Below are 17941 nucleotides of genomic sequence, written 5' to 3'. Positions count from 1 at the left end.
AGGGGCTTTATCGGTGGTTTAATCTGTTTTTTCCTGAACCAGCCGATGTCCGTTACCTCAGCTCGCCTTGTAGATTCTGACGCCGATGGCGGCTCCCAAGCCGTCAAGGCGCAGCAGCGCCTGCGCGAGTGGATTTTGGCAGGCGATCTGCCAGCGGGTGCACGCATTGCCGAGTTGTCCTTGGTGGAGCGCTTGGGCATGTCACGCACGCCCATCCGGGCCGCTTTGATGCACCTCAAACAAGAAGGCTTGCTGGAACCCCTCAGCGGTGGCGGTTTTGCAGTGCGCACTTTTTCTGAGCGCGAGGTGGCCGATGCCATCGAGCTGCGCGGTACTTTGGAAGGCTTGGCCGCCCGGTTGGCAGCCGAGCGCGGTGTGCCTGCGCTGTTGCTCAAGCAAGCCAGTGCGTGTCTGGACCAGATCGACCAATTGTTGCGACAAGGCACCTTGGATGACGACAGTTTTTCGGGCTATGTGCACCTGAATGGCCAATTCCACAAGATGCTGTCCGAGATGGCTGACAGCGACGTATTGGCCCGCGAGATTGAACGTGCATCGAGTTTGCCCTTTGCCTCGGCATCGGGTTTTGTGGGTGTGCAGGCCCATAGTCCTGGTGCGCGTGACATGTTGGTGGTGGCCCAACACCAGCATCGGCAGGTGCTGGATGCCATCACTCAGCGCGAAGCCGGGCGCGCCGAAGCGCTGATGCGTGAGCACTCACGCTTGGCACGCCACAACCTCGGGTTGGTCATGCAAGACCCCCAGCAAACGGGCATGCCCGGTGTACAGCTCATTCGTGCGCAAAAAAGCGCGACCCTTTTCCCTCGGTAAATTTCCCCTTCACCTCAACATTTCAGGAGACGAGCATGCAAAAACGATTCTTCCTTCAGGCCATCGCTTGCGCCGCATTGGCCGCCAGTGCCACCACGGCCATGGCCCAAGACAAATTCAAGATCGGTCTGATCTTGCCCATGACCGGACCGTTTGCTTCCACCGGCAAGCAGATCGAGGCTGCTGCCCGTCTTTACATGGCGCAAAACGGCGACATGGTGGCGGGTAAAAAGGTCGAGCTGATCGTCAAGGACGACACCAGCGCTGCCGACGTGACCAAGCGCTTGGCGCAAGAGATGGTGGTCAACGAAAAAGTCAACGTGCTGGCGGGCTTTGGCTTGACCCCTCTGGCATTTGCCACCGCCCCGATCGCCACCCAGTCCAAAACCCCCATGGTGGTGATGGCAGCGGCCACCTCCAGCATCACCGAGGCATCGCCTTTCATCGTTCGCACCAGCTTCACCTTGCCCCAAGCCGCGGTGGCCATTGCCGACTGGGCGCCTAACAACGGCATCAAGAAAGTCGTGACTTTGGTGGCCGATTACGGCCCCGGCATCGATGCTGAAAAGTACTTCAAGGACCGTTTGCTCTTCAACGGCGGCCAGGTCCTGGACACTTTGCGTGTGCCCATGCGCAACCCTGACTTTGCCCCATTCCTGCAAAAGGTGCGTGACCTCAAACCCGACGCGGTTTATGTGTTTGTGCCGTCTGGGGCAGGCGCTGCCCTCATGAAGCAGTTTGCGGAACGCGGCATGGACAAGGCGGGCATCAAGTTGATCGGCACCGGCGACATCACCGACGACGACATTTTGAACAGCATGGGCGAAGTGGCCAATGGCGTGGTCACCTCGCACCACTACTCGGCATCGCACAACTCCGCCCTGAACAAGAAGTTTGTGGCGGCGTTTGAAAAAGCCAACAACGGCCTGCGCCCCAACTTCATGGCGGTGGGTGGTTATGACGGCATGCGCGTGATCTATGAAGCAGCCAAAGCAGCCAAAGGTGCAGGCGGCCAGGCTTTGTTGGATGCGATGAAGGGCCAGGTGTTTGAAAGCCCCCGTGGCCCGATGTTCATCGACGCACAAACCCGCGAGGTGGTGCACAACATCTACATCCGCAAAGTGGAGAAGGTGGGCGGCCAATTGTTCAACCAGGAATTCGCGACCCTCAAGGACGTGAAAGACCCGGGCAAGACCAAGTAAGGCCTTCCCCCTGCAGGAGCGCACCCTGTGCGCTCCTGCAAAAAACCAACACGACCAAGACATGCTGACCATTCTTTTCGACGGCGTTGCCTATGGCATGCTGCTTTTTATCCTGGCTGTGGGCCTGTCGGTGACCATGGGCTTGATGAACTTCATCAACCTGGCCCACGGGGCTTTTGCCATGGCCGGCGGATACCTCACGGTGGTGCTGATGCAGCGCTGGGACGTGCCCTTTTTGTGGTGCTTGCCCATCGCCTTCGCGGTTGTGGCTTTGCTGGGAGTCGTGCTGGAGCGCACGCTGTACCGCCACATGTACAAAAAGCCGCACCTGGATCAGGTACTGTTTTCGATTGGACTGGCCTTCATGTCCGTGGCCAGCATGGATTACTTCATGGGCTCGCAGCAGCAGATCATGCAGCTGCCCGAATGGCTGCGTGGCCGAACCGAACTCTGGACTGGCGAAGTCTTTGAGTTGGGCATGGGCCATTACCGCCTGTTCATCATCGCCGTGTGCGCAGCGCTCACAGTGGGTTTGCAATTCATCCTGGCCAAAACCCGTTTTGGCAGTCGGCTGCGTGCCAGTGTGGACGATGCGCGTGTGGCCGCCGGTTTGGGCATTCGGGTCAACTTGATCTTTGCCGCCACCTTTGCCGTGGGCTCGGGTTTGGCCGGATTGGGTGGGGCCTTGGGCGCTGAAGTGCTGGGCTTGGACCCGACTTTTCCACTCAAGTTCATGGTCTACTTTTTGATTGTGGTGGCCGTGGGCGGCACCTCGTCGATCACCGGACCCTTATGGGCGGCACTGCTCTTGGGCATTGCCGATGTGGCGGGCAAATACTACATGCCCAAGCTGGGCTCGTTTATTGTCTATTCGCTCATGATCGCGATTTTGATCTGGCGGCCGCAAGGGCTGTTTGTGCGCAAGGGAGGCCGCTGATATGAACCATCCAATGGACGCTCGTCAACAACTGTTGTCCACTGCAAGGGTGCGCGGCTGGGAGCCACTGGTCTGGCTGGTGGCATTTGCCCTGCCTTTGGCTTTTCCGGGCCATGCGCTGATCGTCAATGAAGTTGCCATCGTCGCCTTGTTTGCGGTGTCGCTGGACCTGGTGTTGGGCTACACCGGCATCGTGTCGCTGGGACATGCGGCATTTTTGGGCTTTGGCGCTTACGCCTCGGCCTTGTTTGCCAAACACGTCATGCCCGACCCGGTGGTGGGCTTGCTGTTTGGCATGGGCTGTGCCACTTTGTTGGGTGCTGTCTGCTCGCTCACCATCTTGCGCGGCACCGATTTGACGCGCCTGATGGTCACATTGGGCATGGCGCTGATTCTGATGGAGCTGGCCAACAAACTCGACTGGCTGACCGGGGGCTCGGACGGCTTGCAAGGCGTCATGATGGGGCCGGTGTTGGGCCATTTTGAGTTCGATTTGTATGGACAAACGGCGGCTTGGTATTCGCTGACGGTTTTGATTGTGCTCTTTGGTGTGGCCCGGCGTTTTGTGCATTCCCCTTGGGGGGCTACGCTCATGGCGGTGCGCGACAACCCGCTGCGGGCCATGGCGATTGGCATTCCGGTGCACAACCGGCTGGCCGTGGTCTACACCGTGGCCGCGACCATCGCTGGTGCTGCTGGCGCTTTGCTGGCGCAGACCACTGGCTTTGCCTCGCTCGACGTGTTTGCGCTGGAGCGCTCGGCCGACGTGATGCTGATGCTGGTCATCGGCGGTGTGGGCTGGCTTTATGGGGGGGTGTTGGGTGCGGTGGTGTTCAAGCTCATGCACGACGTGATCTCGGGCATCACACCACAGTACTGGACCTTTTGGATTGGCCTGTTTTTGGTGGTGCTGGTCATGGTCGGGCGTGAACGTTTGATTCGCCCTTGGTTGTGGTTTGGCCGCTCAGCCGAGCACAAAGGCGGTGCGCAATGAACACACCCATCGTCCTGAAGGCCCAAGGCCTTGTCAAACAATTTGGTGGCATCACCGCCACCGACAACGTGAACCTTGATTTGCGTTTGGGCGCACGCCACGCGCTGATCGGCCCCAACGGCGCGGGCAAGACCACGCTCATCAATTTGTTCACGGGCGTTCTTGCACCCACTACCGGCCGCATCGAGTTGCTGGGCGAAGACATCAGCCAATTGGCTCCCTACCAGCGTGTGGGGCGCGGCTTGGTGCGCACCTTCCAGATCAACCAGCTGTTTGCCAGCATGACGCCCTTGCAGACGCTGGCCATGGTGGTTTCACAACAGCGCGGGCATGGCGGGCGCTGGTGGCAAAAACTGGGCCAAGACGCTGCGGTGGTCGAGCGCTGTGAGTCTTTGCTGGAATTGTTTCGTCTGACCGAAGTGATGCACCAGCGCACCGAGCACCTGGCCTATGGCAAGCGCCGTTTGCTGGAGATGGCGATTGCGCTGGCTTGTGAGCCCAAAGTGCTGCTGCTCGATGAGCCGGTGGCGGGCGTTCCCGCAGGCGAGCGCGAAGAATTGTTGCAAACCGTAGCGGCCTTGCCCGCCGAAGTGTCTGTGTTGCTGATCGAGCACGACATGGATTTGGTGTTTGAATTTGCCGACCGCATCACCGTGCTGGTCAACGGCGCGGTGCTGACCGAGGGCACACCCGAAGAGATTGCCTCTGACCCGCAAGTCAAGGCGGTGTACTTGGGACATGGCGAGGAGGTGACCCATGGCTGAGTTGTTGAAGGTCGACAACCTGCGCGCAGGTTATGGTGAGGCGGTGGTGTTGAACGACATCAGCCTGTCGCTGGGCGAGGGTGAAACCCTGGCCCTGCTGGGCCGCAACGGCACAGGCAAGACCACGCTGATGGACACTCTGGCCGGGGCCACGCGTCAGCACGGCGGCCAGATTTTTCTGGGTGACCAGCCGCTGCACACCTTGCCCTCACACGAACGCGCCGCCGCAGGCATTGGCTGGGTACCGCAAGAGCGCAACATCTTCAAATCGCTCACAGTGCACGAAAACCTGACCGCCGTGGAGCGGCCGGGCCGTAACACGCGGGGCAGCCAAGCTTGGACGCCTGAGCGTGTGTATGAAATGTTCCCCCGCTTGGCTGAGCGCAAGACCAACCTGGGCACGCAGCTGTCGGGTGGCGAGCAGCAAATGCTGGCCGTGGGTCGGGCGCTGGTGCTCAACCCGCGTTTGCTGCTGCTCGACGAGCCACTCGAAGGCCTGGCACCGATCATTGTGGAAGAGCTGCTGCGCGCCATTGCCCGCATCACCCGCGAGGAAGGCCTGTCGGCCATCATCGTGGAGCAGCACCCACAAGCGATTTTGAAAATCAGCCACCGCGCCGTGGTGCTGGACCACGGCAACGTGGTCCATGCCAGCGATGCCGAAACTTTGCGCCAAAACCCTGAGTTGCTCGACAGCCTTCTGGGCGTGGCCCGCAAGCTTTGATTTGAAAGAGTGAGGACAAGATGTTCATCAAAAACACCTGGTACGTGGCCTGTTCCCTGGCCGATTTGAACGCCTTGGGCGACAAGCCCTTGGGCCGCACCATTTGCAATGAGCAGATGGCTTTCTTCAAAGGCCCCGAAGGCCAAGTCGCGGCAGTTGAAGACTTTTGCCCGCACCGGGGTGCACCGCTCTCATTGGGCAAAGTTTGCAATGGCAATTTGGTGTGTGGTTACCACGGCCTGGAAATGGGTTGTGAAGGCAAGGTTGTGCACATGCCCGGACAACGCGTGCGCGGCTTTCCGGCTGTCAAGAGTTATGCCGTGGTGGAGCGCTACGGTTTTGTCTGGGTTTGGCCCGGTGACCAATCCAAAGTCGATGTGGCGAAAATGCCCGTATTCGAGTTCTTTGACAACCCCGCCTGGGCCTATGGCGGAGGGCTGTACCACGTCAAGGCCGATTACCGACTGATGATCGACAACCTGATGGACTTGACGCACGAGACCTATGTGCACGCCAACAGCATTGGCCAGCCCGAAATCGATGAGACCCCTTGCACCACTTCGGTGGACGGTGACCAAGTCATCTTGCAGCGCCACATGGCAGGCATTCAAGCCCCGCCGTTTTGGCAAATGGCCATGAGCGCCAATGGCTTGGACCCCCAAGCCAAGGTCGACCGCTGGCAGATTTGCCGCTTCACGCCGCCCACCCACATCATGATCGACGTGGGCGTGGCGTTGGCAGGCAAAGGCGGCTTTGATGCGGCACCTGAACACAAGGCCTACAGCGTGGTGGTGGATTTCATCACGCCCGAGACCGAAACCTCCCATTGGTACCACTGGGGCATGGCACGCCAGTTCAAGCCCGAAGACGCTGACCTCACCGACAAGATCCGAGCAGGTCAGGGTGGCATCTTCAACGAAGACATGGAGATGCTCCAATTGCAGCAAGCCAACATCAGCAAGTGGCCAGAGCGCAAGTTGCTCATGCTCAACATCGATTCAGGCGGTGTGCAGTCCCGCCGCATCATCGATCGCTTGCTGGCCGAAGAAACCCACACCGGAGTCACCGCATGAACACGCCCAACCTGAGCCAAACCCCGTTCGCCGCCGACGGTACATTTGAAGTGCAACTGCAAAAAAGTGGCCAAACCCTGCAGGTCACCAAAGACCAATCGATTTTGAAAGTGCTGCAAGACGCCGGACACGATGTGCCGTTTTCCTGTGAGGAGGGCATTTGTGGCACCTGTTTGACGAAAGTGGTGGCCGGTACGCCTGACCATTGGGACAGTTACCTGACACCCGAAGAGCAAGAAAAAGGCGACTGCATCATGCTGTGCTGCTCACGCAGCCAGACGGCGCGTTTGGTGCTGGATTTGTAATTTTTCCCATCGCCTGAGCCGAAGTTGAACCGCCCCTTCTCATGAACGCAACGCTTGAAATTCTGGGCATCACCGGTCCGATTTACCTGGCCATTGCGCTGGGCTATGTGTTCACCCGTCAGGGCATGTTTGCCAAAAGCGACATGCAGGTCTTTGGCAAGTTCACGCTGAACCTGGCCCTGCCTGCTTTGTTGTTCAACGCCTTGTCGCAACGCCGAATCGGTGAAATCCTCAATGGCCATTACCTGTTGGCCTATGCTTTGGGCTCATTGGTGGTGGCACTGGGCGGCCTGTTTTGGGCACGCAAGGTTAATGGCCACAGTCTGAGCTACAGCAGCATGATGGCCATGGGCATGTCTTGCCCGAACAGCGGCTTTGTGGGTTACCCCATCATGCTGTTGACCTTGGGCCCCGTGGCCGGTGTGGCGCTGGCGCTGAACATGGTGGTTGAAAACCTCTTGATGATTCCTTTCTTGTTGGCCGTGGCCAATGCAGAGGGTGGGCCTGCAGGTCAGTGGAAGCAAGTGATCGCCCAAACCCTTAAAAACCTGCTCAAAAACCCCATGATTTGGGGCATTGCGGGTGGGTTTGTGTTTTCTTTGTTTGACTTGCAGTTGTCAGCACCTCTGGCCCGCACTGTGAATTTGTTCGCCCAAGCCAGCATGGTGTTGTCATTGTTTGTGATTGGCGGCTCTTTGGTGGGCTTGAAGGCTGAAGGTCTCAAGGGCACGGTCACGCAGATCACATTGGGCAAGTTGTTCTTGCACCCATTGGCCATGCTGGTGGTGCTGAGCTTTGTTGTGCCGGTGGCCGATCCGGCCTTGCGTTCAGCCGCTTTGTTATCGGGCGCACTGCCCATGCTGGGCATCTTCACCATACTGAACCAGCGCCATGGCCACGGCGCCATCAGCGCGGCAGCTTTGCTGCTCACCACCATCGTGTCCTTCTTTTCGCTCAGCGCTTTGCTCTTGGTTTTGCAGCACATACCCATCTGAACTTGTTAAGACCATCATGAACAACACCAATCTGTCCGAATGGATCCATGACCACATCTTTGATGAAGGCAGTGAGGCGGCAGAGAAAAGTACCCGCACCGTGATGTGGATCACGGCCGTCATGATGTTGGTGGAAATCGTTGCGGGGTGGTGGTTCAACTCCATGGCCTTGCTGGCCGATGGCTGGCACATGAGCTCACACGCCTTGGCCATTGGCCTGAGTGCCTTGGCCTATAACGCAGCGCGCAGATATGCCAACGACGCGCGGTTTGCTTTTGGCACCTGGAAGCTGGAGGTCTTGGCGGGCTTCACCAGCGCTATTTTCTTGCTGGGTGTGGCGGTCATGATGGTGGTGGGCTCTGTGGAACGCTTGCTCTCGCCGGGGCCCATCCATTACCAAGAGGCCGTCATCGTGGGGGTCTTGGGCTTGGTCGTCAATTTGGTCTGTGCCTGGGTTTTGGGTCACGCCCACCATGGCCATCACCCCAGTGATGACCATGGGCACCCCCATGACCACGCCCACGATCAAAACGCGCAGCAGCACGACTTGAATTTGAAATCGGCCTACATGCATGTGATCGCCGATGCGGCCACGTCGGTGTTGGCCATCGTGGCCCTGGTGGGTGGTTGGTTTTATGGTTGGTCTTGGCTGGACCCTGTGATGGGGATCGTGGGGGCCGTGCTGGTGGCTGTTTGGGCCAAGGACTTGGTCAAGGAGACGGCCAAGGTTTTGCTGGACCGTGAGATGGACCACCCGGTGGTGGAAGAAATTCGTCAAGTCATTGCCGCTGAAAACAGTTCAGACGCCACCCGTGTGACCGACCTGCACGTTTGGCGGGTGGGCAAAAATGCGTATACCTGCGCCATGAGTTTGGTCACGCGTGACCATGCGATCACGGCACAGTCCATCCGCCAGCAACTGGCAGTGCACAAAGAAATCGTTCACGCCACCATCGAAATCCACCGCATCTGAGTCTCTGTGGGTCATGCGCCGTGAAGGCCTGCGAGCTCAATGGCTTGGCGTTTGGGCGGTCAACCCGGTTGCAGCCAAGTCAGTGCCAACTCGTTGATCAGTGCCAATGTCGCTTGCTGGGTCAAGGTGGTGGGGCGAAGTGAGCTGACCGCGGTGGTCAGCTGGATGTTCATGGCAGGCTCAGACAGCGGCCTTACCGAAAACGCCGAAGGCCGCACCGAGCGCATGACGGCGTTGCGCGACAAGATGGCGTAACCCGCACCGTCGGCCACCAAATCCAGGATGGCACTCACGCCGTCAATCTCCAGCGCTATGAGCGGGCGGCAACCGATGGCGGCCATTTCAGATTCGACGTGCATGCGGATCGCGTTGGGCCGGGTGGGGATGACCAAGGGCAGGGTAGCGACGTCTTTCAGGGCAATGGGCGGCGGCGGCGGGTCTTCTTGCAGGCCCGGCGGGCGCGGTTGCACCAGCAGCAATTCTTCTTGCACCAGCGGGGTGTGCTCGATGCCGGGCACTTGGCTGGGGTTGTAGAGCACGGCAATGTCCAGGCGGCCGTTTTGCAGGTTTTCCTGCATGCCACTGGACAAACCTTCGCTGATCGACAGTTGCGCTTCGGGCATGCGCTGCCGAAATGCGCGAGTCAAAGGCACCGTGAGCACCCGGGCCACACTTGGCGGCATGCCCAAAGCCACACGGCCCGACAGCCCGCTGCGCACACGGCCCAGTTCTTCGCGCGCGCGCTCGACCTGGTGCAAGATGCCCCGGCCGTGCTCGAGCAGCAGTTGTCCGGCTTGGGTAGGGGTGGCGCCTCGGCCATTGCGCACCAGCAGGTTTTGCCGCAATTCGACTTCGAGCAAGCGCACCTGGCGGCTCAGCGCTGGTTGGGCGATGTTCAGGGCTTGCGCTGCGCGGGTGAAACTGCCCAGTTCGGCCACACGCACAAAGTATTCGAGCTGTTTGAGGTCCATGGCGATGCTTTCAGTAAACTTGATTTTGTCATATCCGCCTAGGCGTTATTCGTGTTTGTTCTATCTGGTAGATGGCCCTGAAGCGGTGTTGACTTGGGCTGGGACGGCACAATCACTGCAATCCCTTTGTCCCATCAGGAAACCACCATGAGCCAAACCCAGCCCTTGATCATCGACGTGCACGGTCACTACACCACCGCCCCCAAGGCGCTGGAAGACTGGCGCAACCGCCAGATCGCTGGCATCAAGGACCCCGCGTCCATGCCCAAAGTCTCTGAGCTGAAAATCAGCGACGACGAACTGCGCGAGACCATCGAGACCAACCAGCTGGCCAAGATGAAAGAGCGCGGCTCAGACATCACCATCTTCAGCCCCCGCGCCAGTTTCATGGCCCACCACATTGGCGATTTCAACGTGTCGTCCACTTGGGCGGCAATCTGCAACGAGCTGTGCTTTCGCGTGGCGCAACTTTTCCCCGACAACTTTGTGCCTGCGGCCATGCTGCCCCAGTCGCCCGGTGTGGACCCGGCCACCTGCATCCCCGAACTGGTCAAGTGCGTCGAGCAATACGGCAACGTCGGCATCAACCTGAACCCCGATCCATCGGGCGGTCACTGGACATCACCCCCCTTGTCCGACAAGGCTTGGTACCCCATTTACGAGAAGATGGTCGAGTACGACATCCCCGCGATGATCCACGTTTCGACCAGCTGCAACAGCTGCTTCCACACCACCGGCGCGCATTATCTGAATGCCGACACCACCGCCTTCATGCAGTGCCTGACCAGCGATTTGTTCAAGGACTTCCCGACATTGAAGTTCTTGATCCCGCACGGCGGTGGCGCGGTGCCTTACCACTGGGGCCGTTTCCGCGGTCTGGCGCAAGAGCTGAAGAAACCTCTGTTGTCCGAGCACCTGCTGAACAACATTTTCTTTGACACTTGCGTTTACCACCAGCCTGGTATCGACCTGCTGACCAAAGTGATCCCGGTCAAGAACATTTTGTTCGCATCGGAAATGATCGGCGCGGTGCGCGGCATTGACCCTGAGACGGGCCATTACTTTGACGATACCAAGCGCTATGTGCAAGCCACGTCCAACCTGAACGACCAAGAGCGTTATATGGTGTTCGAAGGCAATGCCCGCCGCGTGTTCAAGCGTCTGGACGACCAGCTGACGGCCAAAGGTCAGTGATTTTTTTGTAGGAGCGACGCCCCCGTCGCGATGGCGTCCCACTGCACGATCCATCGCCGCGAGGGCGCGGCTCCTACAAACCCAACCCCTATCAGGAGAAAACCATGTACGAACTCGGCGTTGTTTACCGCAACATCACCCGCGCAGACCGCGCAGCCGCTGATGGCCTGGGTGCACTCGGCTCGGCCACCGTGCACGAGGCCATGGGCCGTGTCGGCCTCATGAAGCCTTACATGCGCCCCATTTATCCGGGCGCGCAAGTGTCGGGTACGGCCGTGACGGTGCTGCTGCACCCCGGCGACAACTGGATGATGCATGTGGTGGCTGAGCAAATTCAGCCCGGCGACATCGTGGTCGCGGCCATCACCGCAGATTGCACCGATGGCTATTTTGGCGACCTGTTGGCTACCTCCTTTCAGGCCCGTGGTGCCCGTGCACTCATCATCGATGCAGGGGCTCGCGATGTGAAAGAGCTGCAAAAGATGAATTTCCCTGTATGGAGCAAAGCCATCAGCAGCAAGGGCTGCATCAAGTCCACCATCGGTTCAGTGAACATCCCCGTGGTCTGTGCCGGCATGATCGTGACGCCCGGCGACGTGATCGTGGCCGATGACGACGGTGTGGTGTGTGTGCCCGCTGCCCGCGCCATGGAAACGCTGCAAGCAGCCCAAAAGCGTGAAAGCTTCGAAGGCGAAAAACGCGCCAAGTTGGCTTCTGGTGTGCTGGGTCTGGACATGTACAAAATGCGCGAGCCGTTGGCCGCTGCAGGTTTGAAATACATCGATTGAGGCACACACCATGACAAAACCTACGACCGGTGGCTTCACCAAAACCGCGGGCTGGATGGACTGGTACACCGGCCCAACCAAGCCCAACTTCAAGTTGCCTGCAGGCGCAGTGGACGCACATTGCCATGTGTTTGGCCCAGGTGCGGAGTTTCCCTATGCGCCCGAGCGCAAGTACACGCCCTGTGATGCGTCCAAAAACCAGCTTTACGCCTTGCGCGACCACTTGGGCTTTGCCCGCAACGTGGTGGTGCAAGCCACTTGCCATGGTGCTGACAACAGCGCCATGGTCGATGCCTTGGTCAACTCCGGTGGCAAGGCGCGTGGCGTGGCCACGGTCAAACGCAGCGTGACCGACGAAGAAATCCAGGCCATGCACGACGCGGGTGTGCGCGGTGTGCGATTCAACTTCGTCAAGCGCTTGGTCGATTTCACGCCCAAAGACGAGTTGCTGGAAATTGCCGGCCGCATCCAGAAATGGGGCTGGCATGTGGTCATTTACTTTGAAGCCGTGGACTTGCCCGAGTTGTGGGACTTTTTCACCGCATTGCCCACCACCGTGGTGGTGGACCACATGGGCCGCCCCGATGTGTCGCTGCCTGTGGATGGCCCGCAGTTTGCGCTGTTCCAGAAGTTCATGCGCGAGCATAAAAACGTGTGGAGCAAAGTGTCTTGTCCAGAGCGTTTGTCGGTCACGGGCCCCAAGGCCTTGAACGGTGAGCAAAATGCCTACCAAGACGTGATCCCGTTTGCCAAACGCATCGTCGAGGAGTTCCCCGACCGCGTGCTCTGGGGTACCGACTGGCCGCACCCCAACTTGAAAGACCACATGCCCGACGATGGCCTGCTGGTGGACTTCATCCCACACATCGTGCCCACAGCCGAATTGCAAAAGAAACTGTTGGTGGACAACCCGATGCGCCTGTACTGGCCTGAAGAATAAAGCTGATCCCCTTTTAAGTTGATTCGATCAACTTTCCATAACCACAGGAGACACTGTATGCGCCACATTCCCCCACCGTTGCTCATGGTTGTCATGGCGGCATTCACGTCTGGCACGGCCTTGGCTGCGCCGCAAGCCTTGCCTCTGAAGGTGGCTTGCGAGTCGTTGAATGGGCTTGAACTGCCCTCGCAAGTCGTGGCTCTGCCCAGTGGTCCTGTTCGCATCGAATCGGCTGCATTGCAGGCCGCCAGTGGCCTGTCCGTGGCCGAACGCGGGCCCACACCGGCAGCCCGCTTCAGCCCTGCGCTGCCGCCTTACTGCCGCGTTTTGGGCGCGATATCCCCGCTGGATCCTCAAGCCCCACCGATCAAATTTCAAATCAATCTGCCCATGACCTGGAACGGCCGATCGGTGCAGTACGGTGGTGGAGGGTTCAACGGCGTTTTGATCAATGCCTTGGCCATGGTGCCTGCGGCACCGTTTGACCAGCCCGTGCCTTTGAGCCAGGGTTACGTCACCTACGGCACCGATTCGGGTCACCAAAACAAACCCGGTGGGCCGCCCCAAACTTTCGCTTTGAACGACGAAGCCTTGCGCAACTTTGCCCATGCGTCCTACAAAAAGGTGCGCGATGTGGCGGTTGAAGTGATGAAACGCAGTTATGGCCAAGGACCCGAAAAACTGTATTTCGTGGGGAGTTCCGAAGGTGGGCGCGAAGGCCTGACCATGGCGCAGCGCTACCCGCAAGACTTCGATGGCATTTTCAGCCGCGTACCCGTGATCCACTGGACCGGCTTGCAGCACGCAGGTTTGCGCGACGGCATGGCTTTGATGAATGGCGGCTGGATGGCCCCCGCACAGGTCAAATTGGTGGGCCAAGCGGTGTTGGCTGCTTGTGACGCTGCCGATGGCTTGGCCGACGGTGTGGTGTCTGACCCGGTGGGTTGCCGCCAGCTTTTTGATGTGCGCAAGCTCCAATGCGAAAGCACAGCCAGCGAAAGTTGTTTGACGGCAGCGCAAGTCAAAGCGGTGCAAACCTTGGGTGCTCCTTTGCGCATGGACGTGGAATTGGCCAATGGTTTGCGAGAGTATCCCGGTCGTGGCCCCAGTGGCGAGGCGACGCCTGCCTTTGCCGCGACGGGCGGATGGATGGCGTGGTGGACCGGTGCCACTGCGCCCTCATTGCCACCCCAGCAGAGCAACGGCATTGCCTGGTTTTATGGCGGCGGCGCAATCCAGAATTTTTATGCCCGCAACCCTTCGCTGGATGTGACCACCTACCAAGCGCGTGACCACGCCGCTCGGGTGAAAGAAATTTCAGCTTTGATGGATTCCACCAACCCCGATTTGTCGGCCTTCCACGCCCGAGGCGGCAAGTTGATCGTGTTGGAAAACATGGCCGACTATGCGCAAAGTCCTTATGCGGGGATTGGCTACTACGAGTCGGTTCGGCAGAAAATGGGCGCAGACACCACACAGGCGTTCATGCGTTTGTACACGGCACCCGGTGTTGACCATGTGGGTGCTGGCGCCCCAGCCAATGTGGACATGCTGAGCGCCTTGACCCGTTGGGTTGAAAATGGTCAAGCCCCAGGAACTTTGGAGTTGCTCGATCAGTCGGTCAGCTTGCCGGTCAATTTGATCCGCACGCGGCCACTGTGCCAGTGGCCACTGGTGCCGCGTTACCAAGGTGGCGATGTCAACGCTGCCGCCAGCTTCAAGTGTTTGCAATAAAGGAAAAGTTGTGTCTTTGGAAAAACCCTATTTGGACGTGCCCGGCACCATCATTTTTGATGCCGAGCAATCGCGCAAAGGCTACTGGATCAACCAGTTTTGCATGTCGCTGATGAAGGCGGAAAACCGCGAACGCTTCAAGGCCGACGAGCGTGCCTACTTGGACGAGTGGCAGATGAGCGAAGAGCAAAAGCAGGCCGTTTTGGCGCGTGACCTGAACTGGTGCATGCGCACGGGCGGCAACATCTACTTCTTGGCCAAGATCGGTGCGACCGACGGCAAGAGTTTTCAGCAAATGGCGGGCTCCATGACCGGCATGACCGAAGAGGAATACCGCAACATGATGATCAGCGGTGGCCGCAGCGTGGAAGGCAACCGCTACATCGGCGAAAACGGCACGGCTCAAGCGCAGAACCAGCCCCAGGGCTCAGCCGGGCAACAGTCCAGCTCAGCCGGAAAGAAAGCATAAACATGGCCAAAATCACCGCATCCGTTTTCACCTCGCATGTGCCCGCCATCGGCGCGGCCATGGACTTGGGTAAAACACAAGAAGACTACTGGAAGCCCCTGTTTGCAGGCTACGAATTCTCCAAACAATGGATGAAAGACAACAAGCCGGATGTCATCATTTTGGTGTTCAACGACCATGCCACGGCTTTCAGCTTGGACATGATCCCCACCTTCGCGATTGGCACCGCAGCCCAGTACTTGCCCGCAGACGAAGGCTGGGGCCCACGTCCTGTGCCTGTGGTCAAAGGCCACCCCGAGCTGGCCAGCCATATTGCCCATTCCGTTATTCAGCAAGACTTTGACCTCACCATCGTCAACAAGATGGACGTGGACCACGGCCTCACGGTGCCTTTGTCGCTGATGTGTGGCGAACAAGACCCCGTCAAGGGCGTTTGGCCTTGCCCGGTGATCCCTTTCGCCGTGAATGTGGTTCAGTACCCCTTGCCCAGCGGCCAGCGATGCTTCAATTTGGGTCAGGCCATCCGCAAGGCGGTCGAGAGCTACGACGAAGACATCAACGTGCACATCTGGGGCACAGGCGGTATGAGCCACCAGTTGCAGGGTGCGCGTGCGGGCCTCATCAACCGCGAGTGGGACAACGCTTGGCTCGACCAGTTGATCAACGACCCGGTTGCCGCTGCTGCAACACCGCACATTGATTACGTGCGCGAAGCCGGCAGCGAAGGCATTGAGCTGGTCATGTGGCTGATCGCCCGCGGGGCCATGAGCGACATCGAAGGCGGCCAAGCCACAGGCCCTGCGCCCCAGCTGCGCCACCGCTTCTACCATGTGCCCGCCAGCAACACGGCGGTGGGCCACGTCATTCTCGAAAACGTTTAAGAGGAATCCCTATGAGCAAAACCATCAAAGTCGCCCTCGCGGGTGCAGGTGCCTTTGGCATCAAACACCTGGACGGCATTCAAAACATCGACGGCGTGGAAGTCGTCTCGCTGATTGGCCGCGAGTTCGCCAAAACCAAAGAGGTTGCGGACAAATACGGCATTGGCCACGTCACCACCGACTTGAATGAGTCGCTGGCTTTGAAAGAGGTCGATGCCGTCATCCTGTGTACGCCCACGCAAATGCACGCTAGCCAAACCCTGGCTTGCCTGAAGGCGGGCAAGCATGTGCAGGTGGAAATTCCGCTGTGCGATGTGTACAAAGAAGGTCAGGAAGTCCTGCGTGTTCAACAAGAAACAGGTCTGGTGGCCATGGTGGGTCACACCCGCCGTTTCAACCCCAGCCACCAGTGGGTGAACCACAAAATCAAGGCCGGTGAATTCAACATCCAACAGATGGATGTGCAGACCTACTTCTTCCGCCGCACCAACATGAACGCGCTGGGCCAAGCCCGCAGCTGGACCGACCACCTGCTGTGGCACCACGCTGCCCACACCGTGGATTTGTTCGCCTACCAGTGCGGCAGCCCCGTCGTCAAAGCCAATGCGGTGCAAGGCCCCATCCATCCCGCCTTGGGCATCGCCATGGACATGAGCATCCAGTTGCAAGCGGCCAATGGTGCCATTTGCACACTGAGCTTGAGCTTCAACAACGATGGTCCTTTGGGCACTTACTTCCGCTACATCGGCGACACCGGTACCTATTTGGCGCGTTACGACGACTTGTTCACAGGCAAAGAAGAACAGATCGATGTGTCCAAAGTGGCGGTGTCCATGAACGGCATCGAGCTGCAAGACCGCGAGTTCTTCGCTGCCATCCAGGAAGGCCGCGAGCCCAATTCGAGCATTGCCCAAGTGCTGCCTTGCTACCAGGTTTTGCACGATCTGGAGCAGCAATTGAATGGTTGAAGCATGACCACCACAGCGCAAGCTGAGCGCAACAGCTTGCGCGTGATGGGTCTGGCGGGTTTTGCCAGCATGGCCTCGATGCGCTTGTGCGACCCCATGTTGCTGGTGCTGGGGCAAGAGTTTTCAGTCACCATTGGTGAGGCGTCTCGGGTGGTGTCGGTTTTTGCCGTGGTCTACGGGGTGATGCAGCTCTTTTATGGGCCATTGGGTGACCGTTTTGGCAAATTGCGCGTCATCTCTTTGGCGGTGATGGCCTGCGCCGTGTTCAGCGCCATCACCAGCCTGACTTCAAACCTGAGCTTGTTGGTGGTGATGCGCGGCTTCATGGGGGCAGCGGCAGCGGGCATCATTCCGCTGTCCATGGCCTGGATCGGTGACCAAGTCAGTTATGAGCGCCGGCAAGAAACACTGGCCAAACTGATGGGGTACACCGTCACCGGGATGATGGCGGGCTTGTGGTTTGGCGGTTTCGCGGCCGAGCATCTGGGGTGGCGCACGGCGTTTGCGGTGTTGTCGGTTATGTTTGCCTTGCCCGCTGTGCTGTTGTGGCGAAAATTGCAAGGCATGCCAGCACAAACCCGGCCCACAGAGCATGCGGGATTCGTGGCTTATTTTGCCAACACCTTTTTGATGCTGCGCGGTGCTCGTGTACGTCAGGTTTTGGCGGTCACCTGCGTTGAGGGGGCCTTGGTGTTTGGCACCATGGCTTTTATTCCGACCCATTTGCACCAACAGTTCGACATGAGCGTGGTGTTTGCGGGTTCAGCCATGATGCTGTTTGGCGTGGGTGGTTTGCTCTACAGTCAATTGGCCCGCCGTTGGCTGGCATGGTTGGGTGGTGAGAGGGGGCTGGTCAAGCTGGGTGCCGCATGCATTGTGCTGGGGCTGTTGACCTTGGCTTGGGCACACGAGCCCGTCATGGGCATGTTGGCCTGCTTGGTTGCAGGGTTTGGCTTTTACATGCTGCATAACACCTTGCAGGTGCAAGCCACGCAAATGGCCCCTGCCGCCCGAGGCACCGCCGTCACCCTGTTCGCCTGCTCTTTGTTTTTTGGCCAATCCACCGGCGTGCTCCTCATGGCGCAGATGGTGGACTGGGATTGGCTGCCTTATGCCTTCAGCTGCGCAGCAATGGGGGTGGCGGTGCTGGGCTTTGTGGTGAACCGACTGGTGGGGCGGCACTGATGCCGCTGTAGGT

General features: G+C 59.0%; 19 protein-coding genes. 18 read left to right on the top strand and 1 reads right to left on the bottom strand.

From position 1 onward, the window contains the following. Positions 1–45 precede the first annotated feature (45 nt). From B9Z40_RS02450 to dmeF, 10 genes are all read left to right on the top strand, one after another. Entirely contained in the window at positions 46–831 is a 786-nt protein-coding gene (locus B9Z40_RS02450) for a GntR family transcriptional regulator (RefSeq protein WP_100171725.1), read from the top strand. 35 nt (positions 832–866) lie between these two features. After that, a complete protein-coding gene (locus B9Z40_RS02445; RefSeq protein WP_100171724.1) occupies positions 867–2033 on the top strand; it encodes an ABC transporter substrate-binding protein in 1167 nt (388 codons plus the stop codon). A gap of 61 nt (positions 2034–2094) precedes the next feature. Beyond that, entirely contained in the window at positions 2095–2970 is an 876-nt protein-coding gene (locus B9Z40_RS02440; protein WP_100171723.1) for a branched-chain amino acid ABC transporter permease, read from the top strand. Positions 2971–2983: 13 nt separating this feature from the next. Further along, positions 2984–3964 (top strand): branched-chain amino acid ABC transporter permease, encoded by a 981-nt coding sequence (locus B9Z40_RS02435; protein ID WP_100171722.1) that lies wholly within the window; start codon positions 2984–2986, stop codon positions 3962–3964. Then, positions 3961–4728 (top strand): ABC transporter ATP-binding protein, encoded by a 768-nt coding sequence (locus B9Z40_RS02430; protein ID WP_100171721.1) that lies wholly within the window; start codon positions 3961–3963, stop codon positions 4726–4728. The genes B9Z40_RS02435 and B9Z40_RS02430 overlap by 4 nt, the downstream gene beginning before the upstream one ends. Further along, positions 4721–5452, top strand: a complete 732-nt coding sequence (locus B9Z40_RS02425) for an ABC transporter ATP-binding protein (RefSeq protein ID WP_100171720.1) — start codon at positions 4721–4723, stop codon at positions 5450–5452. Before B9Z40_RS02430 ends, B9Z40_RS02425 begins: the two co-directional genes overlap by 8 nt. 20 nt (positions 5453–5472) lie before the next feature. Next, positions 5473–6525, top strand: coding sequence for an aromatic ring-hydroxylating dioxygenase subunit alpha (locus tag B9Z40_RS02420; RefSeq protein ID WP_100171719.1), 1053 nt, complete (start codon positions 5473–5475; stop codon positions 6523–6525). After that, a complete protein-coding gene (locus B9Z40_RS02415; protein ID WP_100171718.1) occupies positions 6522–6830 on the top strand; it encodes a 2Fe-2S iron-sulfur cluster binding domain-containing protein in 309 nt (102 codons plus the stop codon). The genes B9Z40_RS02420 and B9Z40_RS02415 overlap by 4 nt, the downstream gene beginning before the upstream one ends. A gap of 41 nt (positions 6831–6871) precedes the next feature. After that, on the top strand, positions 6872–7825 hold the full coding sequence (locus B9Z40_RS02410; protein ID WP_100171717.1) for an AEC family transporter: 954 nt from the start codon (positions 6872–6874) through the stop codon (positions 7823–7825). 16 nt (positions 7826–7841) lie between these two features. Further along, complete coding sequence (dmeF, locus tag B9Z40_RS02405) at positions 7842–8798, top strand: CDF family Co(II)/Ni(II) efflux transporter DmeF (protein ID WP_100171716.1); 957 nt, start codon at positions 7842–7844, stop codon at positions 8796–8798. Between the two features lie 59 nt (positions 8799–8857). Here dmeF and B9Z40_RS02400 read toward each other — a convergent pair whose 3' ends face one another. Continuing rightward, positions 8858–9769: a LysR substrate-binding domain-containing protein gene (locus B9Z40_RS02400; RefSeq protein ID WP_100171715.1), complete on the bottom strand. Its 912-nt coding sequence runs from the start codon at positions 9767–9769 to the stop codon at positions 8858–8860. A 165-nt stretch (positions 9770–9934) separates the two neighbouring features. Here B9Z40_RS02400 and B9Z40_RS02395 point away from each other — a divergent pair, with 165 nt between their 5' ends. From B9Z40_RS02395 to B9Z40_RS02360, 8 genes are all read left to right on the top strand, one after another. Next, a complete protein-coding gene (locus B9Z40_RS02395; RefSeq protein WP_100172871.1) occupies positions 9935–10963 on the top strand; it encodes an amidohydrolase family protein in 1029 nt (342 codons plus the stop codon). Positions 10964–11067: 104 nt separating this feature from the next. Beyond that, positions 11068–11751, top strand: a complete 684-nt coding sequence (ligK, locus tag B9Z40_RS02390; RefSeq protein ID WP_100171714.1) for a 4-carboxy-4-hydroxy-2-oxoadipate aldolase/oxaloacetate decarboxylase — start codon at positions 11068–11070, stop codon at positions 11749–11751. Positions 11752–11761: 10 nt separating this feature from the next. Beyond that, a complete protein-coding gene (locus B9Z40_RS02385; RefSeq protein WP_100171713.1) occupies positions 11762–12691 on the top strand; it encodes an amidohydrolase family protein in 930 nt (309 codons plus the stop codon). A gap of 57 nt (positions 12692–12748) precedes the next feature. Next, complete coding sequence (locus B9Z40_RS02380; RefSeq protein WP_199172470.1) at positions 12749–14425, top strand: tannase/feruloyl esterase family alpha/beta hydrolase; 1677 nt, start codon at positions 12749–12751, stop codon at positions 14423–14425. Positions 14426–14435: 10 nt separating this feature from the next. Next, positions 14436–14894 (top strand): protocatechuate 4,5-dioxygenase subunit alpha, encoded by a 459-nt coding sequence (ligA, locus tag B9Z40_RS02375; RefSeq protein WP_100171712.1) that lies wholly within the window; start codon positions 14436–14438, stop codon positions 14892–14894. A 2-nt stretch (positions 14895–14896) separates the two neighbouring features. Continuing rightward, entirely contained in the window at positions 14897–15775 is an 879-nt protein-coding gene (locus B9Z40_RS02370; protein WP_100171711.1) for a class III extradiol dioxygenase subunit beta, read from the top strand. A gap of 11 nt (positions 15776–15786) precedes the next feature. Then, on the top strand, positions 15787–16743 hold the full coding sequence (locus B9Z40_RS02365) for a Gfo/Idh/MocA family oxidoreductase (RefSeq protein WP_100171710.1): 957 nt from the start codon (positions 15787–15789) through the stop codon (positions 16741–16743). A gap of 3 nt (positions 16744–16746) precedes the next feature. Beyond that, positions 16747–17928: an MFS transporter gene (locus tag B9Z40_RS02360; protein WP_100171709.1), complete on the top strand. Its 1182-nt coding sequence runs from the start codon at positions 16747–16749 to the stop codon at positions 17926–17928. Positions 17929–17941: the final 13 nt, after the last annotated feature.

The sequence above is a fragment of the Limnohabitans sp. 15K genome (assembly GCF_002778285.1).
GTDB lineage: Bacteria > Pseudomonadota > Gammaproteobacteria > Burkholderiales > Burkholderiaceae_C > Limnohabitans_A.
Note: the sequence above shows the minus strand (reverse complement) of the source record. Positions and strands in the feature narration are given on the sequence as shown.